The following is a 23,592-nucleotide window of genomic DNA, read 5'->3' as shown; positions in this document are numbered from 1 at the left end:
CCCATGTCTGTATCTGCAGCAGGCTATGACCTGACACCGTTAACCCGGGCAGAAGTGGAAGCCCGGGCTGAGCATCTTTCTGAGGAAGAACGCCGGGTGCTGCTCGATCACGGCACCGAGCGTCCCTTCTGTGGCACGTTGCTGGATAACAAAATGTCCGGCACCTATCACTGCCGGTTGTGTGATTTGCCGCTGTTCAGCTCCGATTCCAAGTTTGATTCCGGCACTGGCTGGCCAAGTTTTTTCCAGCCCTTCGCCCCGGAGCATATCCGATACCTGGAGGACTCCAGTCTTGGAATGACCCGTATCGAAATTCGTTGCCCCCGTTGCGACAGCCACCTGGGCCATGTGTTCCCTGATGGGCCGCCGCCCACCGGGCAGCGTTATTGCCTGAACTCCATTGCAATGGTGTTCTCTGAATCGAACTAGAGTCTGAATATCGCGAGCTCTTTGTTGCGGCTATAATGCGCCTTTCTTTTTAGGGCCGACCGATCTGAAATCGGCTCTGGTGAAAGGTGATCGATGGTCAGACTGAAATTAAACCCGCTCACTGAATCGGCTACCCTGCTCCGACGTGCCGGCGTCGTGATTGGTTCCGTAGGGCTGACGGCGCTGTACTCGCTGTTGATCCTGTTGCGTGCGCTGTTCGGGCGCCTGAACCGGCCGATTGTCGACAAATATTGCCGGGAATGGTCGGCGGCGTTGTTGCGGCTGGTTCGGGCCAGCCTGGTTGTTCGCGGAGAAGTGCCGGACTTCAACGATGGCCGGCGCTACATCATCATGAGCACCCATGCCAGCCACTACGACATACCGGTCAGTTTTGTGTCACTGCCAGGTTCAATCCGCATGCTCGCCAAAAAAGAGCTGTTCAGCATTCCCCTGCTGGGTCAGGCCATGAGAGCCGCCGAGTTCCCGTCCATTGATCGTTCCCATCGCAATCGGGCGGTGAAGGATCTGGAGAAGGCCCGCCGGATGATGGAGAGTGGCATTGTGTTGTGGGCAGCCCCCGAAGGCACCCGTTCTCCGGACGGTCAGCTGTTACCGTTCAAGAAAGGCTGCTTTCACCTGGCCCTGGATACTCAGGCTGTGATTGTACCGGTGGCGATTCGGGGGATTCATCGGGTGCTGCCCGCGCGCACCTGGCAGATTAACCTTGGGCAGCCGGTGGATGTGCGCGTGGGCACCCCCATCGACACGGCAGGAAAAAGCAAGGACGACATTGCGGAGATTATGGCGGGCGTGCGGGAGAATCTGGAGGAATTACTGGGCAACGGCGAGGCAGAATAAGCTGCCCCGCCGGCGATGCTCAGGCGGCGGAGACCACGGTAGAGAACAGATAGCCGGTGTAACCGATGTAAACGGCCAGCAGCAGGGCACCGTCAACCCTCGATACGAGTTTGCGCCAACCGGTCAGGCCGAAGCCCATGACCAGAAGGGCCAGAGTCAGGCCCAGCATTAACGTCCAGTCCCGGTACAGCACCTCAGGGTCTACCGACAACGGTTGAATCGCCGCGGCGAGCCCCACCACGGCCAGGGTGTTGAAGATGCCTGAGCCCAGGATGTTGCCCAGAATCAGATCGTGCTCGTTCTTCTTCACGGCGGCAATAGCTGAGGCCAGCTCCGGCAGTGATGTGCCGATAGCGACAATGGTCAGGCCTATGATCAGATCACTCACACCCAGGCTCTGGGCAATAGCGACCGCACCCCAAACCAGAAGCCTTGAACTGACAATCAGCAGAATCAGCCCGATTACCAGCCAGATAATTGCGGTTTTCAGGGGCATGGGGTGGGCAACGATTTCGGACTCAGCATCCCCTCCAAGCGGGTCAGCTTTGCCACGTATCCCCTGATAGATGGACCAACCCATTACCGCGGCAAAGACGCCCAGAAGCACCCAGCCATCCAGTCGGCTCAGCTCTCCGTCGATCAGTTGCGCACCGGCAATCAGAGTGAGTACGACCAGTAGTGGCAGTTCTTTGCGGATGACCTGTGAGTGCACAGCGATCGGCGCGATGATGGCCGTCAGGCCAACAATCAGGGCGATGTTGGTGATATTGGAGCCGTACCCGTTTCCGAGAGCCAGGCCGGGGTTGCCGTCAGACGCAGCCATGGCAGAGACCGCAAGTTCCGGAGCAGAGGTGCCGAAGCCGATAATGACCATGCCGATCAGTAGCGTAGGCATGCCCAGGTGTTTCGCGGTGGCGGCGGCTCCTTCCACAAATTTGTCCGCGCTCCAGACCAGCAGGATCAGGCCGGCAATAACGGCACCGATGGCCATCAACATAGAGAAACCTCAAAAAGATTAACGTCGGAAACTCCGGCCCATGGCCCGGAGGAAAGTGTTTGGCGCACAAGATACCGTATTAGGGGGCGATTGGTCAGCACTGAGATGCGCGCCGTTGCAGGTAATTACGGATGATCCAATGGTTGGGTGCCGGGGTATCAGACTAAAGTGGCGCTGATATTGTTAACAAAACACGAGACAATCCCGGCAAAACGATAAAATGACGGGCAATGTGCCAACACACCGGTAATCGCACCACTGGTGCCAGCCGTGCCCGCAACCGACACGCATCAATTGATAATCGCAATTTATTCTTTCGGCGAAAATCGGGATAATTGCGCGCAATTTCAGACCGGAAGCTCACGGCAGCGCCGTCTACCTCGCGCCAGGCCGGCTTCCGACAGGCCACTTTGCTGATCGTGGAGTGGCAGCAGGCTTCAACACTAAGCTAGGGTGAAAACCAATGGCCGTTAGACAGGCAGATGTAGTGCTGGTCGGTGGGGGCGTCATGAGCGCGACCCTCGGCATGATGCTCAGGCAGCTGGATCCGTCCCTGGACATCGTCATGGTGGAACGTCTTGACCACGTTGCCCATGAGAGCACCGACGGATGGAACAATGCAGGTACCGGGCATGCCGGCTACTGCGAGCTGAACTACACCCCCGAAACCGATGATGGCGATGTCGAGATTGAGCGGGCGTTGAAAATCAATGCCCAGTTCGAGGTGTCGTTGCAGTTCTGGTCTTACCTGGTTGAGCTGGGCATCCTGCCGGAGCCGACTTCTTTCATTAATCGTACGCCACACCAGAGTTTCGTCTGGGGCGAGAAAGACGTGGCGTTTCTAAAGCGCCGTTACGAGCGTCTGAGCGGGCACCACCTGTTCCAGGAAATGGAATACACGGAAAGCCCGGAGGATCTCGAAGAGTGGATGCCGCTGGTGGTTCGCCACCGTGATCCTATGCAGCGTGTGGCCGCGACCCGAATCAAACATGGTTCCGACGTGGATTTCGGTTCACTGACCCGAAGCATGGTGAAGTGGCTGGAAACCCAGCCCAACTTTGAACTGATGCTCAGCAGCCCGGTGCACTACATTGACCAGCGCGACAATGGCCGCTGGAAACTGCGGGTGAAAAACCAGAAAACCGGCGAACTGACCAAGCTGGAAGCCGGTTTCGTGTTCCTCGGTGCTGGTGGTGGCGCGCTGCCGTTGCTGCAGAAGTCTGGCATTGATGAGGCCCGCGGTTACGGTGGCTTCCCGGTCAGTGGTCAGTGGCTGGTGTGCCAGAAGCCGGACATCGTCAAGGAGCACCATTCCAAAGTGTACGGTAAGGCACCGATTGGCGCGCCGCCGATGTCGGTCCCGCACCTGGATACCCGCATCATCAATGGCGAACCTGCCCTGCTGTTCGGGCCGTTTGCTGGCTTCACCACCCGCTTCCTGAAGCAGGGCTCCATCTTCGATCTGATTGGTTCGGTGCGCGCAACCAACCTGCGCCCGATGCTGTCAGTCAGCAAGAGCAATATGGACCTCACCCGTTATCTGATCGGCGAAGTGTTCCAGTCTCATGCAGACCGCGTGAATTCCCTGCGCAACTTCTTCCCGGATGCCCGCGAGGATGACTGGAAGTTGCAGATGGCTGGCCAGCGGGTGCAGATTATCAAGCAGACCGAAGAGGGTGGCGGCAAGCTTGAGTTCGGCACCGAGATTGTCGCAGCCAAAGACGGCACCCTCGCCGCCTTGCTGGGTGCCTCTCCCGGGGCCTCCACCGCGGCTAACGCTATGATCAATGTGCTTGAGCGCTGCTTCCCGGAGAAGATCAAGAGTGAGCAGTGGCAGTCCCGCATGAAGGAGCTGGTGCCATCCTATGGCCAGTCTCTGGTGGATAATGAGGAGCTGCTCAACAGCGTTCGTGAACGGACCCTGTCAACGCTCAAGCTCAGGTAATGCTATCCTCTTGATTTGAGAATTCTCAGATCAAGAGGACAGTTATGGCCAATGATCATCGTCAGGCGCTTAACGGCGCCGAAGTGTTTATCCGGGCACTTGAGAATGAAGGCGTAAAATACATTTTCGCCGTGCCCGGCGAAGAGAATCTCGCCTTCCTGGAAGCGTTACGCAATTCCAGTATCCGTCTGGTGCTGAACCGGCATGAACAGGCTGCCGGCTTTATGGCGGCGACCTATGGGCGACTGACTGGCCAGGTGGGAGTTTGCCTGTCCACGCTTGGGCCGGGCGCCACCAACCTGGTGACGGCTGCCGCCTATGCCCAGCTGGGCGGTATGCCCATGATGATGATCTCCGGCCAGAAGCCGATCAAGTCCTCCAAGCAGGGGTTGTTCCAGATTCTGGATGTGGTAGATCTGATGCGGCCGCTCACCAAATACACTCGCCAGATCAGCAACGCCAACACCATTCCCGCCAAGGTTCGTGAAGCTGTTCGCCTTGCCTCGGAAGAGCGCCCCGGCGCTGTGCACCTGGAGTTGCCCGAGGACATTGCCGAGGAGTGCGCCGAAGCGGGCATTCATATCTTTAATCCCAGTGATGCCCGCCGGCCAACGGCCAGTGAGAAGAGCCTGGACATGGCCTGCGACATGCTGCGCAGGGCCCATCATCCACTGATCATGATTGGTGCCGGCGCCAACCGTAAACGGGTATCCAAAGCCTTGCTGCATCTGGTGGATGTGACGGGTATTCCGTTCTTCACCACTCAGATGGGTAAGGGTGTGATTGATGAGCGTCATCCCCGTTACATGGGCAATGCAGCCCTGTCCGCCGGCGATTTCGTTCACTGTGCCATCGACCGGGCGGATCTGGTGATCAACGTCGGCCACGATGTAGTGGAGAAGCCGCCCTTCTTTATGACTCCGGGCGGTAAAAAAGTCATCCATGTGAATTTCAGTGGAGCCGATGTCGACCCAGTGTATTTTCCGCAGCATGAGGTGGTGGGTGACATTGCCAACAGTGTGGAGTACATGGCCGAGCACTGCGGCCAATGTGCCAACCACGATTTCACCGGCCTGATGGAAGTGAAACAGGCAGTCGACAAGCATCTTCAGGAGCGGGCCACTGATGACCGCTTTCCGGTGATCCCCCAGCGCATTGTCCACGATGTCCGATCGGTGATGCCGGATGACGGCATCATTGCGCTGGATAATGGTATGTACAAACTCTGGTTTGCCCGTAACTACCCGGCTTACGACAACAACACCGTGCTGCTGGACAATTCTCTGGCCTCCATGGGCGCAGGCCTGCCCAGCGGCATGATGGCGGCCATGCTCTATCCGGAACTGAAGGTTATGTCGATCTGCGGCGATGGCGGCTTCATGATGAACAGCCAGGAGCTGGAGACAGCTGTTCGCCTTGGTTTGAACCTGGTGGTGCTGATCATCAACGACAGTGCGTATGGCATGATCAAATGGAAGCAGGGCCAGGATGGCTATGAAGATTTCGGGCTGGATTACCGCAACCCGGATTTCGTGAAGTACGCTGACTCCTACGGTGCCATTGGCCACAGGGTTACCCGTGCCGAGGAATTGCGCCCCACCCTCGAGCGCGCACTGGAGGCCGGTGGTGTCCACCTGGTGGATGTGCCGGTGGACTACAGCGAGAACCGGCGAGTCTTTGATGAAGAGCTGGCGGAGCTCACCTGCCGGCTTTAGCCGGCCTGGGCAGCTCCGCGCAGCATGGCCTGTAACAGTTCCTCTGCGTCAAACTTGGTCAGGGCCTCGTTGGCCCCGACCTGATTGGCGTAGCTCAGGCTCATCTCACTGTTCAGTGAAGTATGCAGGATGATGTAGGGTTGCTGGAGGCTGGCATTATCCCGGATATCGAAAGTAAGCTCGTAGCCATCCAGGCCCGGCATCTCAATGTCACTCACCAGGATGTCGATCGGGTGCCCTAACTCATGCTCCCGGAGAAGAGCCTGCAGAGCTTCGTCGCCATTGGCGGTCACGTGATAGCTGATGTCTTTGCTGTCGAGGACGTCAGACAGCTGCTTTCGGGCCACCTGAGAGTCATCCACCAAGAGGATGTTCAGGGATTTGAGTGTCTCGCTCTGTACATCCGTAAGAGCCACGGTCTGGGCGTCGAGCGATTCCGGGTAGACCTTGGCGAGGAGGAGCTCGACATCCAGCAACTGGATAATGTCGCCATCCACATCCAGCAGGCCGGTAATAAAGGCGTTGGCGCCCAGGGCCTTGGGCGGCGGCATCACGCTCTTCCAGTCTGTCTCGATAATCTGCTGAACACTGCGCACCAGAAAGCCGATTTCCTGGCGCTGGATGTCGGTAACAATGATGGAGGCTTTTTCCTGCTCCTCGCGGGTAAGCGCCGGGTAGCCTACGGCCGCAGACATATCAATGACCGGCACGGCCGAGCCCCGGAAGGTTGCGGTTCCGATCACGGCATGGTGGCTGTGGGGCAGTTTGGTTAACCGCTGAAACGGAAGTATTTCCCGGATTTTCAGAGTGCCAATGCCAAACAGCCGCGAGCCGAACAGGCGGAACAGCAGGAGTTTCTGGGACTGCTTCGCTTTGCTGGACATAAACCGATCCTTGCAAAAAAGATAAAAGCTCCTTGCCGGAGCTCACGGTAATGATTCGTGCACTGACGACCACAAAACAAGGTGCCAGCGATCAAAAGGTTATGTAGCAATAGTAGCAGCTTTATACGCAGCCATTCGTTATCAGCTTTGTATCAAATGGTGACAGGTTTTCTGCCAGTTCGCTTACCAGGGTAGGTTGGTAATCACAAACCATCCGGTGCCACCGGTGGTGGCGACTGCAACCAGAGCCAGCAGCCCGTCCCGGGCGACAATGGACAGCCCGAACGCCATCAGTGCCAGGCCGCCGCCATTGGCGCTGAAGGGAATAAGTTCCATCAGCGGCATGGCAGCGGCAATCGCCATGCAGATCAGCGCCATCAGATACTGACCCGCACCTGATACGAGCCAGGGCAGCCGTCGCTGGGTCCAGCGATCGACAAAAGCCGCAGGCTTGTCCGCCCATTGCAGCGCCTTAAACAGTTTCTGTTTCGAAATATGGCGTTTCGATAAGCGGGAGGGAATCCAGACCGAGCGACGCTGGAACCGCAACTGGCCCAGGGTGAGCAGAACCAGCAAGCCCAGTAAGGTGGGTACGCCGGGAATGTCGCCAATAAGCGGCGCCACCGTTACCAAGCCGGCCAGCAGGACCAGCGGGCCAAAAGAGCGCTCACCCACTGCGGTCATCAGATCCCCGACTGATACCCGATCCTGATTCCGGGTATGGTCCCGTATTCTGGCGACCAGTTCCGTCAGGCTTTCCGGGTCGTTTGGCTGGTTCATGGTTGGCTTCCTTTTCCAGAGTGCTGCGAAGGTGCTGCAGGAATTGAGTCATTCCAGAAACGAAAAAAGCCCCTGAAATCAGGGGCTTTTCTCTTGCAAGGTGGTGGAGACGGCGGGAATTGAACCCGATGCCGCACCTGTTTTTACGCCCACAGAAAACCACAATAGCCCATAAAACAGCCACTTACAAAAACGGCATTCCACACAGAACCACTCAAAAACACAGTTGCGTTGACACTTTGTGGACACCTTAGGTTTACATGGCGGTCAAGCTTCTCTATTCTTTTTACCAATCTTCTTGGGTAGTTCGAATGTATTCGGCTGCCTTTAACTTGCCAGTTCGAGTCACTCGGCTGGTTCCTTCATTCTCGCTTTAGCGGGGTGTAGGGAGCCTGTTTTATTGCCGGGTAACTTCGTGTCGCAGAATAGATCCAACCTTAAAAAGCACCGTTCCATAGCCTTCTCACGCCAGAAAGGTCTTTGCTACTACTGCAATAAGCCCATGTGGCAGGAAAACATTGAGCGATACGCAAAAGAGCATGGCATTTCGCTAGCTCGTGCAAAGTATTTCCAATGCACCGGTGAACACCTGGTTGCTCATAGCGAAGGCGGTCCTGCATCTCGAAAGAACATTGTTGCAGCCTGTTTGTTCTGCAACCGAGGCAGGCATCAAAGAAAGAACCCACCTAGCCCCAAGGAATACGCTCACCTCGTTCAGAAGCGTCTGGATAAGGGCGCCTGGAACAGTCATCTGTTGTAGATCGAACCGTGACAATGAAAGGGCAAAGCAGTCCTATAGCCATTGAGCGTTAAGTAAGCTACCTTTCGGGATTGTCCCTGCTGTCCTAATCAAAGGAGTTGGTTTTGAGGTTCCTGGGAATAGTTGCCGCCGTATTCGTTGCCAACCTGATAACGCTTGTTTTCATTGCCATTGCATTTGCCCTGCTGATCTCGGACCAAGGCCAGGCTTTCATGCGCCACCTTGGCTATGACATATCGCCATTGGTTTCTGCGTACCATCAAACCCAGACCAAAGAATGGAACGATCCCAGGGTAAGACGTCTGACGTCTATAGAGATCACACCGCCACCGAAAGAACCCGAGCCTGTGCAACCAAAGCCGGCGCCCAAAACCGCAGATAACAAACCTGATCGCCATGCTATCCAGACAACACTGAACACCTGCAGGTTTTGGAACAACGAATACCGGAAAGACGGTACAGACCGCAGTAAAGGCTTCCGGGATGCGGCCTGCAACAGGTACGAAAGGCTCAGTGGAAGCGATGTAAACCGAGTTATAAGCCTTGCTACCGCTCCCCAGCGTCAGACCACAAGCCAGCAGAGCAACACCAGGCAATCGCAACAGGCAAACAATGACAATCGTCAACACGAAGCCTACTGCAAAAGGCTTCAGGAAAAGATCGACTACTATGATGCCAAACTCAGGTCTGGCGGTGATGGTAGCTACATGACCTACTGGCGAGGTGAGCGCCGAAAGGTCAGCAACAAATACTCCTGGGAATGCCTGCGGAAATAACCTTGCAGTAGTGGGGTAGCCTTCACTATAAACCTGTAGGTACATTCATTGAGGAGGCGCAAACACCATGTGCGGCCGATTCAACGTATCCGACGACCCCTTAGTCCAGGGCCTCCTGGACGAACTCGGCATCCCGCTCCGGATCGAGCCCCGCGTTAACATCGCCCCCGGAGCCAAAGCCCAGATCGTCTACGAAACCCACCGAGGCCGCACTCTACAGGACGCCATCTGGTCACTGCTCATAGAACGCAAACCAGACGGCACCGGCTACCGCCCCTCGCCAAAGTACAGCACCTTCAACGCCCGATCGGGCAGCCTGGGCACCAGCCCACTCTGGAAGAAACGCTTTCACAGCCAGCGTGCCATTATCCCGGCCAGCGGCTTCCATGAATGGACAGGTGAGAAAGGCCACAAGCAGTGCTACAACATCCACCCGGCCGACAGCGCCATAGCCTTTGCCGGCCTGTATGAGCTGTGGGACTTCCAGGAAGAAGTAGTACCGTCATTCACCATCATCACCCTGCCACCACACCCCAGGTTCAGCCACATCCACCCAAAAAGCATACCGCTCATGCTCAACCGGAAAGACTTCGACATGTGGCTGGACCCAAACCTGACTAACACAGACCCATTCCAGGGCTTACTCAAAACCCGAATCCGGCAACCACTGCTAGTAGAGCCAATCAGTTCGCCTACTGACTTCAACGGTATTGGGTCGGCCTTCTTCATCCATCCAGACTGATCTAGTCCTTGCGTAGCGCTGTACATTGAATTGGGGTGAAAAACTTCTTCTATTGGTCCATAATTCGCTCACGAATGAACTTTCGACTACGCGGGCGACGCTTTGTGGATTTGAAACTAAGCAACGATTCTATTGTAGAAGCTTTATTTGAGCTTAGGTTTAATAGTACTTTTGCCATGCCAAGTTCGGCATTTGCGGGACTTTTGTACTCGAAGCTACGGTCAGAGTATCCAAAGTTTGAGGAGCTCCCAGCGGCGAGTGTTCCTGAAGACGTAAGAACGAAAGATCCGCGTTTCCGTTATTCTCCAACTCATCGACTGACTGGTGACAACTATTCAGTTTCTGTAGGTGAGTCGGTTTGTGTAGTTTCTTGTCGAAAGCCTTATGGCCACTGGGAACACTTTAAACCGAAAATTGAATCAGTTTTGAACGAGGTCAAAGAGATTGGCGTCGTGGAATCTGTCGAGAGAACTGGTTTAAGGTATATTAATATCATCCCAAATGGCGTTGACCCTAAAGCCCAGTTCTCAAATCTACAGTTTGTCGCTTCATTAGCTGATCTTGATCTTTGCGAGTACATGACGTCGATACGTACAGAGATTCCTTCGGGGCGTTTTGTAAATATTGTTACGGTTTCTGCTAATGGTGAGGCAGTCAGCTCTGACAATCGTGACTCGGTTAGGGGGCTTATTTTTGATATAGATACTATATGCAAAGGTCCTCTTTTGGATTTTTGGTCAGAGGTTTCTGATTTGTTAGAAGAGGCTCATGCTGTGGAGAAGGAGATCTTTTTCAAAGGTCTCAGTGAATCTGGAAAGGATTTCTTGAAATAATATGGTAGGGAGTTTGCTATGTACGGTGAAATCATGCCCGCTTTAAATCCCGCGTTTTCTGCATTGGCTGCAGCTGCTGCGTCGGTTCCGTCTGGTTTTTGTGACGATGGCAACCAACAGCACCAACATTCTAGTCAGGTGTGGGCATCTGCTGCTATACATGTTCATCGGCAAGGCTCCGCACAGAATATAGATGGCTTTAATGGTTATTACGTCGTGCGGTCAGAGGGGGGTAGTAACTCTACTCTTTCCCTTTTTCAGGATAATGCGACTGAAAAGCTCAGAGAGGCAGGTAGTCGAGTCTCTCAGCATCTTCTACGTAATGAGACTGACTTTGACGATAATATAAAATCTATGATATCAGAGAACCTTTGGGAGCTTTACGGTTGACTGATTCGGTTCAGAAGGTAATGAATGTTGCCGAGACATTCTTGCCTTCTTACCTTACCCCCGCACAGAAGGAAGATTTGGTTTCGGAGCTTAGGAAGTTCCCTAACATTGTTAATTATTATCTTTCCTCTGGATTTGAGGATGAGGCTCTTCAAGGGGATGTGTGGTCAAATTTTGAGATTATAAATTTTGACTCCGGCGATAGGAGGGCTTGTTCAGGTATTATACTCTCAAATAGTTGTGATATTAGTCCTGATAATGAAAGGCACTTGCCTGTAAATAATGTGTTGTTTGCTCCTCTTCTTTCTCTTGATAAGCTCAAGAACTTTTTGTCAGCAAATCAGGTTCCTGTTGGAAAGGTCGAGAGCATTTTCCAAGGGATTAAATCTCAAAGTAATACTTCTACATTCTTTCTTCCTGGTATGCCGGGTGTTATTGAAGATTCAGTTGTTCTTCTCAGTGACGTGCACGTCGTGCCTGCTTCTTATTTCAAGGAAAACTGTAAAAAGAGTTTGACCTTGAGTATGCATGGTTTTTATATTTTTTTGATAAAGCTTTCTATTCATTTTTGTAGATTTAATGAAAGGGTTTACCGCTTTTAAAAGTGTGTCACGTCATTTTGAGTCTTGCTCTTTGATTTTATCTAAAAGCTTCATTGCCATTTCTGTCGCATTCATTGTAAAGTCTTCGGATCCAGTGGCACTGCTGCTCTTCGCAAATATTCGGTTTGCCATTCTTGCTTTTATTTGATCTTGGTCGTCTTTTCCAGGCTTGCGATGAAAGGAGATAGTGCTTTTAGATCGAGAGATTTTTCTAAGTAACTGTTGTGCTTATCTCTATGCTTTTTTGATTCTCTCGCCAGATAAGCTGACGGTGACCTGGCTATCAACATGACGATGCGATATGCGCATTTGTCGCCTAAACATTTGTATAGTGCGGTTGAATTTAGGCCAATAATTCGGGGTCTTGAGTGAAACCGATTACACGGTGGAAGCTCTATTGCGGTAGGATCTCTAATCGATTGGTTTTGTCTCTGCAATATGGCTTGCAGTTAATATCGACGGATTAGAATTAGTCAAAAAAAGGAATGAGTATGAACTTTAGGGCAAGTTTCCTCGCTCTGGTTGCTGTGTTGCCGCTAAGTGTGTCTTCTGCCGAATACCTTGATGGTTGGGATTCTGAGCCTTTTTATGAGGCAGTCAACTTTTGTCGCAGTTCGATAGTTTATCCAGGCACTCAGGATTATATAGGTAAAGCTGAAGAAAGCGGCACTCCCAGTGAACAAGCACGTGAGGATGCGTTAAAAACTATGCCGGTTCTTGATTCCTTGGCAACACCGATATGCTTCTGCGTTGTGAGTGAAATAGCGAAAGATCATGCCCCCTCTGATTATCCTGAGAGTGTCGATTTAGAGGCATACATGCAGGTTCCGCGTTGTGCAAACGCCATGAAAGAGCGAATGGAATGGATTCAAAGCAACCCGGAAGAGGTTAGATCTCTCCGTCTCCGGTAATGTTAGATTTTTGAGCGTTGACACTAAAGCGAAATTTTGACGTCCACAAACGAAAAAAGCCCCTGAAATCAGGGGCTTTTCTCTTGCAAGGTGGTGGAGACGGCGGGAATTGAACCCGCGTCCGCCAGCACTAGGCCTTGAGGTCTACATGCTTAGTGTCCTTCTATTGATTTAACCTCTGGCGACCCGAAGGTCAGGGTGCAAGAGGCGAGCTCTTTAATCTTAGCCGAACACCAGTGAGCTCTGGTGAACGGAGCAGCCTATAAGCGATGACGTCCTGGGATGTTGCTACTGAGTTATAGGCGCCTCAGCCAGGACGACTGGAACGGCTTACGCCGCCAGTGCGTAGTTTTCGTCGTTTGCGACTATTACGTTGCAGCTTTGGATTTACGAGATTCGCTGCCATCTCGGCATGCACCCAAGGGTTCGTCACCGGCGTCGAAGCCAAGTCGTCCCCTTGTTAATTCAGTATATGTGTCCGGATTGCCAGACTTCAAGGCTTCTTTGTGTAACGGCGTTACTATTTGTACCTACCGCTGGCTCTGGTGAGCCTAGGAGGCCTGGCGGAAACCGCCGGCGCCGGCTTTCTCGAGTGCAGCCTGATGCAGATTCTCGAAGCTGTCACGGAAATAATCCATCACCTCGCCCGGGTCGGCTTTAATGCCTTTGTCGACGGTTATGCCGAACTGTACCGTGCCAGCGTAACTGAAAATGCTCATGCCTATACCGATGTTGCCGCTCTGGGGCACCCAGAACATGGGTTGAACCAGTTTGCTGCCCGCCAGGTAAACCGCATGGCGTGGTCCGGGAACGTTGGTCAGAACTGCTGAAGCCTTGTTGCTGAGCAGGTCCAGTGCCCGGCGTTCGAGAATGTCCGGGCCGCGGCCAAACAGGTCCAGCAGGCTATAGGTTACCTGGGCCTGGTATGACCGTTTGAGCCGGTTCATGTTTTCCTGAACCTGGCGAAAACACATGATTGGATCTGTTACCTCAACGGGCAGGCACACCAGCACCAGGCCAAACTGATTGCCGAGGTTTTCGATGGGTTGGTCCAGCGGTCTCAGGTTGAAAGGAACGGCAACCCGAATGCCGCAGTCCGGAATGCTCTGGCCGTGCTCCGTAAAATGCCGGGTCAGCGCACCGGTCGCGGCGCAAAGCAATACGTCGTTGACGGTTCCGCCCAGTGTCCGCGCGCACTGTTTCACGGTTTCCAGTTCAAGGGGCTCGGCCCAGGCCACTTGTTTGCGGCCCAGCAGCGGGCTTTTCAGGCTGGTTTTGGGCTCGAAAGGGGCAAGTCCCAGTTTGGCCAGGTCCAGAACAATATCGCCGGCGGTGGTGGCCAGCTTCAGTGGGTAGTCAGGCTCTTTGCGAATGGAATCCACGAACAGGTTGGCCTGTCCCCAGGCCGCCTGAGTGCTGTCTACAATCCGGTGCAGGAACCGGCTGGCGGCTGTGCCATTGGGTTTTGCGGGTAGCTTTGAGTGTGCAACGCGCTCTAGCTTGGGTTCAGGAGTGCGATCGGTCAGCGAAAGCAGTACCCGCACCAGGGAAATGCCATCGGCAATACAGTGGTGAATCCTGATTAACAGGGCGCAGCCGTTCTCATAGTTGTCGATGTAGTGTATCTGCCAGAGTGGGCGGCGGAAATCGAGGGCGGTGCTGTTGAAGTCACTGGCCAGGGCCTGAAGCTCCTGCTTGCCGGCATTTCCCGGCAGAGCGATGGTGTGCAGGTGATTGTCCAGATCGAACAGGGGATCGTCTTCCCAATAGACCTTGTCACCTTTGTCAACGATGCGTTGCCGAAAGCGCCGGAATTTCAGGAAACGTTCTTCCAGGGTGCGCTTGAGTCGCTTGAGCGGAATGGGGTGTTCAAAGGCCAGTACCGCGGAAATCATCATGGGATTTTCCGGGGTATCCATGCGTAACCAGGAGCGATCGACCGAGGTCATGGCCGTCCGTTTTGCTGACATAAGCCCTCCCTAGGCTCTGTGCCGGAGTCCGGGCCGCCTGGTACTGCCATCGGGGCCAACTGACGAAAGGCCTAAAAGTATAGGAGGCTTTTTGAAATCAGCAAAGAGAGTGCATATGCGACACAGTTTTGGTGTCAGGTGTTGGCCTCGCGCATGATGCGCTGTTTCTGGCGGTTCCAGTCGCGTTCTTTCTCGGTGGCGCGCTTGTCGAACAGCTTCTTACCCTTCACCAGGGCGATCTCGCATTTTACCTTGTTCTTTTTCCAGTAGAGCGCGAGCGGGATGCAGGTATAGCCTGCCTGATTCACCTGGCCGACGATCTTGGCGATTTCCTTGGCGTGCAGCAGCAGTTTGCGGGTGCGGGTCGGGTCCGCAATCACATGGGTAGAGGCGGTGTTCAGAGGCGTGATGTGGGAGCCCAACAGCCAGGCTTCGCCATCCTTCAGCAGTACATAGGCGTCAACCAGTTGTGCCTTACCGGCACGCAACGACTTCACTTCCCAGCCAAGCAGGGCCAGGCCAGCCTCGAAGCGCTCCTCAATATGGTATTCGTGCTTCGCCTTCTTGTTCAGGGCGATGGTGTTGCTGGTTGGGGCGTTTGCTTTCTTCTTGCTCATGAATCCTGTCCGGGATCGGAAGAATGACGGTGCTGGTCTTGTCAGTACGCCAGCAAAGCGCGCATTGTAGCGCAGGAGTGCAAGAAGGGTCACGGATTCGCCGTCTGGCTCGGGTTTAGTGTCGTTCCTGCAGGCTTGCTTCGGCTACAATGATGCGCTCGTCACTGCCTGGGGAAGTAATGCTGCGCAAGTACCAGACGTCAATAGGGTCGTTTACCCGAAAATCCACCTTTTTCTGGGCTTCTGTGGGTGCCACGGTCGGCCTGGCCAATCTGTGGCAGTTTCCCTATCTGGCCAGTATCCACGGCGGCGGCTTGTTTATCTTGCTGTACCTGGCCTGTCTGCTGATTGTTACCCTGCCGCTGATGGTGACGGAGGCTGTGATTGGCCGTCATGCCCGGCATGGGATTGTGCTGGCCATGGACGGTATGGTGAAAAACGCTGGCTGCTCACCGTTCTGGCGACTGGCGGGGCCGCTAAGCATTCTTGCGGCGTTCGTGGTGCTCTCCTTTACCGCTGTTTTTGGCGGTATTGTTCTGGCTTACATCTTTTTCGGTGCAACTGACCGTTTCGAGGGTGCTTCGGCGGCCTCAGCAACTGCTGTTCTGTCGGAGTTGGTGTCGGACCCGGGCCACTATCGGCAGTTTATGGCCTGGCATGTTTTCTTCGTGATTCTTGTGGTTGCGGTTTCGGCCCGCGGGGTGGTCAAGGGCCTGGAGCGATCGATGCGCATGATCGTACCCTGCACCCTGCTGTTGATGTTGGTGCTGTTCGGGCTGGCAGCCATGGGGGGGAGCTTGCAGTCCGGGATAGATCACGTTCTGGTGATGCGGCCGGAGCAGGTAACAGCGGCCAGTATCAAGGCAGCGTTCTTCCATGCTTTTTATACCTTGGGTCTCGGAATGGGGGTGTGGGCAATATTTGGCGCCTATTCCACCAGCCATACCCGCCTGAAACGCTCAATACTGGCTGTGGTGTTGATGGACACCCTGGTCGCCATCATGGCCGGATTGATGATGTTTTCAGTTGCAGCGGACGGTAGCAGCCTTGAGGGTGAACGGGGTTTCAGCCTGCTTTTTGTTTCCCTGCCGGTCGCGCTATCAGGCTTACCCTACAGTCAGGTGGTGATCGCGTCGGTTTTCCTGCTGGTGGTGCTGATTGTCTGGGCGACGGGGTTGTCTCTGCTCGAACCGGTGGTGGGATGGTTCCGGGAGTGGACCGGGGCGCCTCGGGGCTGGTCTGCGGTCATTGTCGGGCTTGCAGTCTGGTTCGCCGGGCTGGCTTCCCTGTTCTCCTTCAATCTGTGGGCAGATTACCGCATAGGCGGTGCCACTGTATTTCGATGGCTGGAACTGGCCGCCGGTGGCATTGTGATACCGGCGGTGGCTATTCTCATTGCCACATTTGCCGGCTGGTGTATCACCCGGCGCTTCGCGGCAACCATTCTGGGCAATGCGCCGGTTGTGTTCCGGAGAATCTGGTTCTGGGTCATGCGCCTGGTGCTTCCTGTTGTGGCGGCCTGGATCGGGCTACAGTACACGCTTTTCTCACTCGGCAACCTGTGTGACAACGGCAGTGCGGCTATCTGGTGCCAGCAAACTCCGGCATCTGCCGAGGCGCAGAAGGGGGCTCCCGAAGATAGCGAGGTTCAGGAAGATGCACTTCCGCAGGCACCTGAAGAGGCCGTGCTGCCAGCAGAGAATGGACAATCCGAACCTGACGAAAACGCCCCCAAAGAGGGCGATATCCTTTATCATAGTGTCTGAACAGTCCGGCTGGGCTGTAATGACGTTCGAAATGCAGGAAATCCGGTTTACATGCCACATCAGATCGACAAGACCGCATTGGTCATGCACTCGGCGGAGCGTATGTTTCATCTGGTCAACGACATTGCCCGTTACCCTGAGTTCTTGCCCTGGTGTGCCGGGGCAGAAGTCCATGAACAGAACGATGCTGAAATCATGGCCTCACTGGATATCGCCAAAGGGGGCGTTCGTCACCGGTTGACAACACGCAACCAGTTGCTGATGCCAGAGACCATTGAAATGAAGCTGGTGGATGGGCCGCTCAGAAATCTAACGGGTCGCTGGCACTTTCGGGCTCTGGACGATAATGCCTGCAAAGTAATTCTGACCCTGGAATTCGAGTTTTCCGGCTCGCTTTCACGAATGACCTTTGGCCCGGTATTTAATCAGGCGGCCAACACCATGGTGGATGCTTTCTGTCGTCGGGCAGACGAGGTGTATCGCGGAGGAATCATGTGATGGAAGTGGAAGTAGCCTATGCCCGCCCGGACAAGCAGCAAATAGTGCCAGTGGTGGTACCTCCGGGTACCACCGCCCTTGAAGCGGTGAAGCTCTCGAAGATTGCGGAGATCTTTCCGGAGATCGATGCGGACACTATCGATATGGGGGTGTTTGGCAAGGTGGTAAAAACCCCGGCCGAGCATGTCCTGAGAGAAGGCGACCGGGTGGAGCTGTACCGCCCGCTCAAGATTGATCCCAAGCAGGCACGCCTGAACCGGGCTAAAAAGAAAGCGTAAGCGCTAGTGTCCCGTCTGGCTAATTCCTTAACCTACTGAGCTTCTGAAAAACCGAAGAGCTAGGCGTGCTGGTGAAGGTTTGGTGGTTCCAAATCGAGCCAGCAGAACGACGTTCTTCGGTTTTTCAGAAGCTCCCGGAGGGCTTGTCTCTGAGGACTCTGAGCCCTGTGTTGCCAGTCCTTGATGTGGAACCACCACATCTGCAGACTGGCGCCTTGGTCAGAGTCCTCAGAGGCAAGCAGTAGATTAAGGAATTAGCCAGACGGGACACTAGTAGGCTGGCGTTTCTTCCAGAAGCTGGGCTTCGTAGTGGCTCAACTGATCATTCTCGTAGTAAACGATGATGCGCTGCTCTTCGATGTCGTTGCCCCGGCGCTGAAAGGTGTAAACAAAGTATTCCCGGGACGGGTCGACGGGGTTCAGCATCAGCGGGGTTCCCAGCAGGGCGTGAACCTGGCTTCTGGGCATGCCTTCAGACAGTTCTTTCAGCTCCTCGTCGGTCACAATGTTGCCCTGCTGGACATTGATTTTGTAAACGCCCGGAAAAACACAGCCGGACAAAGATAAAATGCTAATAAGAACGATAGCGGGGAGCTTTTGCATCGCCGGGGGAAATCCTCTATCTTGAATTCGCCTGCGTTAAGCAGGTGTGAAACGGGTCATCCGTCGTACTGCGGCTTCATCATACCGGAAGCCGTGAGGCACACCAAAGAGCGAATGGTAACATGTCATCTGAAAACGCCGAATTACGAAAAGTCGGTCTGAAGGTTACTCTGCCAAGGGTCAAGATCTTCAATATCCTTGAGAATGCCGAAGAACATCACCTGAGTGCTGAAGACGTTTATAAAAAGCTGCTGGACCAGGGCGATGACGTGGGCCTGGCGACAGTCTACCGGGTGCTGACCCAGTTCGAAGCTGCAGGCCTCGTGTTGCGTCATAATTTCGAAGGCGGTCACGCGGTGTTCGAGATGGCCGGCGATGATCATCACGACCACATGGTCTGCACCCAGACTGGCGAAGTTGTTGAGTTCGTCGACGAGGTCATTGAGGAGCGCCAGCAGAAGATTGCGGCAGAGCACGGCTATGAGATTGTCGATCACAGCCTGATCCTTTACGTGAAGCCGCTGAAGTCCGATAAGAAATAAAAAAGGGCCAGCGACAAGGCTGGCCCAGAAGCTCTCCGAAACGAGAGGGGGATTAGTGATGGGTTGCCTGGCCCTTTACAAACATCTCCCGGGCATGGGCTATCGTCTGTTCTGTCATGTGCACCCCGCCAAGCATCCTTGCGACTTCGCTGATTCTGCCCTGATCATCCAGGGGCTCGATGCGTGAATAGGTCGCGTCTTTTTCCGTAAATTTGCTGACGAACAAATGCTGGTGGCACTGGGCCGCCACCTGGGGCAGGTGCGTGACGCACAGTACCTGGCCATTCTCACCGAGTGCTCTCAGCAGGCGGCCTACGACCTCCGCGGTGCCACCACCGATGCCGACATCCACCTCATCGAACACCAAAGTTGGTGTGGTGGAGGTTTGTGCCACAACCACCTGAATGGCCAGGCTGATGCGGGAAAGCTCACCGCCGGAAGCCACCTTGGCCAGCGATCGGGCGGGTTGGCCCGGGTTGGCACTCACCAGGAATTCCACCTCTTCCATGCCGTGAGGGGCAGGTTCGTCATCACTGTTCCGGCTCAGGTGGCTGACAAACTGCACCGATGGCATGCTCAATTGTGCCAACTCCCGGGCGATTCGCTGGTCGAGCTCCATGGCGGCATCCCGGCGAGTTTCTGTCAGCTTGGTGGCCAGGGCGTCAAACCGTGCCCGCAGGTTTTCCAGCTCGGCCTGAAGTTGTTCCAGGCTGCCTTCGCCGCCATCCAGTTCGGCCAGCTCCTGGCTCAGGCGTTGATGCAATTCCGGTAACTCCTCCGGGGTGATCCGGTGTTTGCGCGCCATCTGATAAATGGCGCTGAGCCGTTCTTCCACTTCGTTCAGTCGGACCGGGTCGGCTTCGTAGTCGTCTACGAAGCGGCGCAGGTTGTCGCCGGCTTCTGAAATCTGAATCTGTGCTTCGTTCAGCATCTGGATGGTGTCGGTCAGTGCCGGGACATCAACCGGCAGTTGCTCCAGTTGGTGCAGTGCCTGGCGCACCAGGTCTGCGGCCGAAACCTCATCTTCAGTGCATAGCAGGGCGGCCTGGTGGCTGCTGTGAAGTACGGCGTCGGCCTGGCTGAGCTGTGCCTGTTCGGTTTCCAGGGTTGTCTGTTCATCCTCGCCCAGCGCCAACCTGTCCAGCTCTTCCACCTGATAGCGCAGCAGCTGTAAACGGGCCTCGGCCTCATCAGCATTGTGCTGGCGTTGCTGTAGTTTCTGACGCGTCTGGTGCCAGGCTTTCCATGCAGATCGGGTTTCGTCGGCCAGGCTTTCCGCGCCGGCGAACTCGTCCAGCAGCTTTCGGTGAGTTTCCTTACGCAGCAGGGATTGATGCTGGTGCTGACTGTGGATATCCATCAGCAGGCCGCCCAGTTCTTTCAATTGTGACAGCGGGCAGGGCTGGCCATTAATGAATGCCTTGGAGCGGCCGTCCTTGCTGATGGTCCGGCGCAGGATGCAATCGTCCTTGTCGTCCAGCTCATGGCTGTCCAGCCAGGACCGGGCTTCGGGGATGCGGGATATATCGAAGCTGGCGGTAATGTCGGCACGCTTGGCGCCATGGCGAATAGCGCCGGCATCGGCCCGGCCTCCCATGGCCAGGCCAAGGGCATCAAGCACAATCGACTTGCCGGCGCCGGTTTCCCCAGTCAGGGCTGTCATACCGCGGTTGAACTGGAGTTCAACCCTTTCTGCAATGGCGTAGTTCGATACCGTGAGTTGTGTGAGCATGCCGCAACCTCCGCTCGTTCTTGAGCAAGTAATAACTCTAACCACTGTTCGTTCATACAGTTGCTGTGAATATATACAGGGTTTTTCCGGTTTGCAAACAGGAAATGATGAAAACATCAAAGATTGCGTGGGTGACGGTTGAAACCCGGGAAGTGGGCCCCATATCGGTTCGCAAAGCGATTCTTTCCTGCTTTCTGCACAAGCGGGAGTGGTTATTTCTGCAGGCCTCCGTGGCCGTGAAAACGTTATCAGGAGTTGTCATGAGTGCTGACGAAAAGCGCAACGAACAGGTAGAAGAACGCAACGAGGCAGCAGAAGCTGCGGCGGAAGAGCAGGCTGCAGGTAACCAGGATGCCGAGCAGTCACCGGAGCAGGGCTCCGAGCTGGATGTGCTGCAGCAGAAACTGCAGGAGTACCAGGAGCAGGCCTTGCGGGCACAGGCGGAGATGCAGAATGTTCGCCGCCGGGCCGAGATTGATGTGGAAAAAGCTCACAAGTTTGCGCTCGAGAAGTTTGTGAAAGAGCTGTTGCCGGTGGCCGACAGTCTGGAGAAGGCGGTCGAAAGCACCGAGGGTCACGAAAACGCAGGCGAGCTGGTTGCGTCCATTCGCGAAGGTGTGGAAATGACCCTTACGCTGTTCATGAACAGCCTGAAGAAATTCAACGTTGAACAGCTCAACCCGGTGGGTGAGCCGTTCGATCCGCAGCAGCACGAAGCCATGTCCATGGTGCCGGCGCCGGATGCCGAGCCTAACAGCGTGGTTGCGGTTGTGCAGAAAGGTTATCTGCTTAATGGCCGGGTAGTTCGTCCGGCGATGGTCGTGGTGGCGAAGGCAGAAGACGCGCCAAAAATCGACGAGCAGGCTTGAAAAGTCGAGCAGAGCGCCAATATAGCGATTAAACAGCAAAGGCCGGGGTAGGCATTCTCCGGAACAGCATTCAGAAAGATTTGGAGTGATTCGATGAGCAAGATTATTGGTATCGACCTGGGAACCACAAACTCCTGTGTGGCCATCATGGATGGCGACAAGGTAAAGGTAATTGAAAACGCAGAGGGTGATCGCACCACCCCGTCCATCATCGCCTACACCGATGACAACGAGACTCTGGTTGGCCAGTCAGCCAAGCGTCAGGCGGTGACCAACCCGCACAACACTCTGTACGCCATCAAGCGTCTGATTGGTCGTCGTTTTGAAGACGATGTGGTTCAGAAAGACATCAAGATGGTGCCCTACAAGATCGCCAAGGCAGACAATGGTGACGCCTGGGTTGAGGTGAAGGGCCAGAAAATGGCGCCGCCGCAGGTGTCTGCAGAAGTTCTGAAGAAAATGAAGAAAACTGCAGAAGACTACCTGGGTGAAAAGGTAACTGAAGCGGTTATCACCGTGCCCGCGTACTTCAACGACAGCCAGCGCCAGGCCACCAAAGATGCCGGCAAGATCGCTGGCCTGGAAGTGAAGCGGATCATCAACGAGCCGACCGCTGCTGCCCTGGCTTATGGCCTGGACAAGAAGAGCGGTGATCGCACGGTTGCTGTGTACGACCTGGGCGGTGGTACCTTCGACCTGTCCATCATTGAAATTGCGGACGTAGACGGCGAGCACCAGTTCGAAGTGCTGGCCACCAACGGTGACACCTTCCTGGGTGGTGAAGATTTCGACCTGAAAGTGATTGAATACCTGGCCGACCAGTTCAAGAAAGACAGCGGCATCGATCTTCGCGGCGACTCTCTGGCCATGCAGCGTCTGAAAGAAGCGGCGGAGAAGGCCAAGATCGAGCTGTCCAGCAGCCAGCAGACCGACGTAAACCTGCCGTACATCACTGCAGATGCGTCTGGTCCCAAGCACATGAACGTGAAGCTGACCCGTGCCAAGCTGGAATCGCTGGTAGAAGACCTGGTTCAGCGCAGTCTGGAGCCCTGTAAGGTGGCTCTTCAGGATGCGGGCATGAAGGCCGGTGAAATCGACGAGGTTATTCTGGTCGGTGGTCAGACCCGTATGCCGCTGGTGCAGGAGAAAGTAAAAGAGTTCTTCGGCAAAGAGCCCCGTAAAGACGTGAACCCGGACGAGGCCGTCGCCATGGGTGCAGCGATTCAGGGCGCGGTACTGTCTGGCGACGTGAAAGACGTACTGCTGCTGGACGTAACCCCGCTGACCCTGGGTATCGAAACCATGGGTGGCGTGGCCACTCCGCTGATCGAGAAGAACACCACGATTCCGACCAAGAAATCGCAGACCTTCTCTACAGCGGATGACAACCAAACTGCAGTGACCATTCACGTGGTTCAGGGTGAGCGTAAGCAGGCGGCACAGAACAAGTCTCTGGGTCGTTTCGATCTGGCCGACATTCCGCCGGCACCGCGCGGTGTGCCGCAGATCGAAGTAACCTTCGATATTGATGCCAACGGTATCCTGAACGTGTCTGCCAAAGACAAGGCGACCGGCAAGGAACAGTCCATCGTGATCAAGGCCTCTTCTGGTCTGAACGATGACGAGATCGAGAAGATGGTTCGCGATGCGGAGGCCAATGCCGAGGAAGATCGCAAGTTCGAGGAGCTTGTCCAGGCCCGTAACCAGGGTGATGCCATGGTACACGCCGTGCGCAAGACCCTGAGTGAAGCCGGCGACAAGGTCTCCGACAGCGAGAAGGAGTCCATCGAGGCGGCCATCAAGGATCTGGAAGAGGCCCTCGAGGGTTCTGATAAGGAAGCGATCGAAGCCAAGACTCAGAAGCTGACCGAAGTGTCCTCTGAGCTGGCTCAGAAGATGTACGCGGATCAGGCCGACCAGGCTCAGCAGGCCGGTGGCCAGGAAGAAGGTCAGGCAAAGAGTGCTGACGACGCCGTCGATGCCGAGTTCGAGGAAGTCAAAGACGACGACAAGAAGTAATTCCGAAGTACATCAAGTAGTTGGGGAAACGCGGGCCGGGCTCGCGTTTTCCTCGTTATAAAAACAGGGTTTTGAA

24 protein-coding genes and 1 other RNA gene are annotated in these 23,592 nt (G+C 55.0%); 16 read left to right on the top strand and 9 right to left on the bottom strand.

The genetic code is table 11. The annotated features are described in order from the left end of the window. Window positions 1-3: 3 nt before the first annotated feature. Window positions 4-429, top strand: a complete 426-nt coding sequence (msrB, locus tag ACF8YQ_RS15490) for a peptide-methionine (R)-S-oxide reductase MsrB (RefSeq protein WP_396621912.1) — start codon at window positions 4-6, stop codon at window positions 427-429. Between the two features lie 93 nt (window positions 430-522). Continuing rightward, window positions 523-1,287 carry a lysophospholipid acyltransferase family protein gene (locus ACF8YQ_RS15485; protein ID WP_396621911.1) on the top strand — a complete coding sequence of 255 codons (765 nt, stop codon included), beginning with the start codon at window positions 523-525 and terminating at the stop codon, window positions 1,285-1,287. A 19-nt stretch (window positions 1,288-1,306) separates the two neighbouring features. Here ACF8YQ_RS15485 and ACF8YQ_RS15480 read toward each other — a convergent pair whose 3' ends face one another. Further along, entirely contained in the window at window positions 1,307-2,284 is a 978-nt protein-coding gene (locus ACF8YQ_RS15480) for a calcium/sodium antiporter (RefSeq protein ID WP_011786811.1), read from the bottom strand. A gap of 463 nt (window positions 2,285-2,747) precedes the next feature. Between ACF8YQ_RS15480 and mqo the strand changes: the two genes are divergently transcribed. Then, entirely contained in the window at window positions 2,748-4,229 is a 1,482-nt protein-coding gene (gene mqo, locus ACF8YQ_RS15475; RefSeq protein WP_396621910.1) for a malate dehydrogenase (quinone), read from the top strand. A 44-nt stretch (window positions 4,230-4,273) separates the two neighbouring features. Continuing rightward, the gene (locus tag ACF8YQ_RS15470) at window positions 4,274-5,944 is read left to right on the top strand and encodes an acetolactate synthase large subunit (RefSeq protein ID WP_396621909.1); all 1,671 of its coding nucleotides are present in this window, start codon (window positions 4,274-4,276) and stop codon (window positions 5,942-5,944) included. On the opposite strand, the gene ACF8YQ_RS15465 is transcribed toward ACF8YQ_RS15470, so the two are convergent. After that, window positions 5,941-6,828 carry a chemotaxis protein gene (locus ACF8YQ_RS15465; protein ID WP_396621908.1) on the bottom strand — a complete coding sequence of 296 codons (888 nt, stop codon included), beginning with the start codon at window positions 6,826-6,828 and terminating at the stop codon, window positions 5,941-5,943. The two genes, ACF8YQ_RS15470 and ACF8YQ_RS15465, sit on opposite strands and share 4 nt — an antisense overlap. Before the next feature lie 183 nt (window positions 6,829-7,011). Continuing rightward, entirely contained in the window at window positions 7,012-7,608 is a 597-nt protein-coding gene (locus ACF8YQ_RS15460) for an exopolysaccharide biosynthesis protein (protein ID WP_396621907.1), read from the bottom strand. 502 nt (window positions 7,609-8,110) lie between these two features. On the opposite strand from ACF8YQ_RS15460, the gene ACF8YQ_RS15455 reads away from it, so the two are divergent. Continuing rightward, a complete protein-coding gene (locus tag ACF8YQ_RS15455) occupies window positions 8,111-8,368 on the top strand; it encodes an HNH endonuclease (RefSeq protein WP_396623318.1) in 258 nt (85 codons plus the stop codon). A gap of 89 nt (window positions 8,369-8,457) precedes the next feature. On the opposite strand, the gene ACF8YQ_RS15450 is transcribed toward ACF8YQ_RS15455, so the two are convergent. Next, a complete protein-coding gene (locus tag ACF8YQ_RS15450; protein ID WP_396621906.1) occupies window positions 8,458-9,189 on the bottom strand; it encodes a hypothetical protein in 732 nt (243 codons plus the stop codon). A gap of 22 nt (window positions 9,190-9,211) precedes the next feature. Between ACF8YQ_RS15450 and ACF8YQ_RS15445 the strand changes: the two genes are divergently transcribed. The 5 genes from ACF8YQ_RS15445 to ACF8YQ_RS15425 all read left to right on the top strand — a co-directional run bounded on the left by ACF8YQ_RS15445 (window position 9,212) and on the right by ACF8YQ_RS15425 (window position 12,622). Next, on the top strand, window positions 9,212-9,886 hold the full coding sequence (locus tag ACF8YQ_RS15445) for an SOS response-associated peptidase (protein ID WP_396621905.1): 675 nt from the start codon (window positions 9,212-9,214) through the stop codon (window positions 9,884-9,886). A gap of 104 nt (window positions 9,887-9,990) precedes the next feature. Next, window positions 9,991-10,719, top strand: coding sequence for a TIGR04255 family protein (locus ACF8YQ_RS15440; RefSeq protein WP_396621904.1), 729 nt, complete (start codon window positions 9,991-9,993; stop codon window positions 10,717-10,719). An 18-nt stretch (window positions 10,720-10,737) separates the two neighbouring features. After that, window positions 10,738-11,109, top strand: coding sequence for a hypothetical protein (locus ACF8YQ_RS15435; protein WP_396621903.1), 372 nt, complete (start codon window positions 10,738-10,740; stop codon window positions 11,107-11,109). Beyond that, window positions 11,106-11,711, top strand: coding sequence for a hypothetical protein (locus ACF8YQ_RS15430; protein WP_396621902.1), 606 nt, complete (start codon window positions 11,106-11,108; stop codon window positions 11,709-11,711). The genes ACF8YQ_RS15435 and ACF8YQ_RS15430 overlap by 4 nt, the downstream gene beginning before the upstream one ends. A gap of 491 nt (window positions 11,712-12,202) precedes the next feature. After that, a complete protein-coding gene (locus tag ACF8YQ_RS15425; RefSeq protein ID WP_396621901.1) occupies window positions 12,203-12,622 on the top strand; it encodes a hypothetical protein in 420 nt (139 codons plus the stop codon). Window positions 12,623-12,713: 91 nt separating this feature from the next. Here ACF8YQ_RS15425 and ssrA read toward each other — a convergent pair. From ssrA to smpB, 3 genes are all read right to left on the bottom strand, one after another. Next, window positions 12,714-13,079: a transfer-messenger RNA gene (gene ssrA / locus ACF8YQ_RS15420) on the bottom strand. A 94-nt stretch (window positions 13,080-13,173) separates the two neighbouring features. After that, a complete protein-coding gene (locus tag ACF8YQ_RS15415) occupies window positions 13,174-14,592 on the bottom strand; it encodes a wax ester/triacylglycerol synthase family O-acyltransferase (protein ID WP_396621900.1) in 1,419 nt (472 codons plus the stop codon). A 134-nt stretch (window positions 14,593-14,726) separates the two neighbouring features. Further along, window positions 14,727-15,209 (bottom strand): SsrA-binding protein SmpB, encoded by a 483-nt coding sequence (gene smpB, locus ACF8YQ_RS15410; protein WP_011786782.1) that lies wholly within the window; start codon window positions 15,207-15,209, stop codon window positions 14,727-14,729. A gap of 179 nt (window positions 15,210-15,388) precedes the next feature. Here smpB and ACF8YQ_RS15405 point away from each other — a divergent pair, with 179 nt between their 5' ends. The 3 genes from ACF8YQ_RS15405 to ACF8YQ_RS15395 are packed head-to-tail and all read left to right on the top strand — an operon-like array spanning window position 15,389 to window position 17,751. Next, entirely contained in the window at window positions 15,389-16,975 is a 1,587-nt protein-coding gene (locus ACF8YQ_RS15405; protein WP_396621899.1) for a sodium-dependent transporter, read from the top strand. 51 nt (window positions 16,976-17,026) lie between these two features. After that, window positions 17,027-17,473, top strand: coding sequence for a type II toxin-antitoxin system RatA family toxin (locus ACF8YQ_RS15400; protein WP_222196608.1), 447 nt, complete (start codon window positions 17,027-17,029; stop codon window positions 17,471-17,473). Next, complete coding sequence (locus ACF8YQ_RS15395; RefSeq protein ID WP_199452724.1) at window positions 17,473-17,751, top strand: RnfH family protein; 279 nt, start codon at window positions 17,473-17,475, stop codon at window positions 17,749-17,751. Before ACF8YQ_RS15400 ends, ACF8YQ_RS15395 begins: the two co-directional genes overlap by 1 nt. 270 nt (window positions 17,752-18,021) lie before the next feature. Here ACF8YQ_RS15395 and ACF8YQ_RS15390 read toward each other — a convergent pair whose 3' ends face one another. Continuing rightward, complete coding sequence (locus ACF8YQ_RS15390; protein ID WP_222196610.1) at window positions 18,022-18,354, bottom strand: outer membrane protein assembly factor BamE; 333 nt, start codon at window positions 18,352-18,354, stop codon at window positions 18,022-18,024. Window positions 18,355-18,476: 122 nt separating this feature from the next. On the opposite strand from ACF8YQ_RS15390, the gene fur reads away from it, so the two are divergent. Further along, window positions 18,477-18,896: a ferric iron uptake transcriptional regulator gene (fur, locus tag ACF8YQ_RS15385; protein ID WP_014422607.1), complete on the top strand. Its 420-nt coding sequence runs from the start codon at window positions 18,477-18,479 to the stop codon at window positions 18,894-18,896. Between the two features lie 52 nt (window positions 18,897-18,948). Here the strand turns inward: fur and recN are convergent, their stop codons facing one another. Continuing rightward, window positions 18,949-20,628, bottom strand: coding sequence for a DNA repair protein RecN (gene recN / locus ACF8YQ_RS15380; RefSeq protein ID WP_396621898.1), 1,680 nt, complete (start codon window positions 20,626-20,628; stop codon window positions 18,949-18,951). 260 nt (window positions 20,629-20,888) lie between these two features. Here recN and grpE point away from each other — a divergent pair, with 260 nt between their 5' ends. Beyond that, complete coding sequence (gene grpE, locus ACF8YQ_RS15375) at window positions 20,889-21,497, top strand: nucleotide exchange factor GrpE (protein ID WP_031211578.1); 609 nt, start codon at window positions 20,889-20,891, stop codon at window positions 21,495-21,497. Between the two features lie 93 nt (window positions 21,498-21,590). After that, a complete protein-coding gene (gene dnaK, locus ACF8YQ_RS15370; RefSeq protein ID WP_023011656.1) occupies window positions 21,591-23,516 on the top strand; it encodes a molecular chaperone DnaK in 1,926 nt (641 codons plus the stop codon). Window positions 23,517-23,592: the final 76 nt, after the last annotated feature.

It is taken from the genome of Marinobacter sp. W-8 (genome assembly GCF_044342215.1).
GTDB lineage: Bacteria > Pseudomonadota > Gammaproteobacteria > Pseudomonadales > Oleiphilaceae > Marinobacter > Marinobacter nauticus.
Note: the sequence above shows the minus strand (reverse complement) of the source record. Positions and strands in the feature narration are given on the sequence as shown.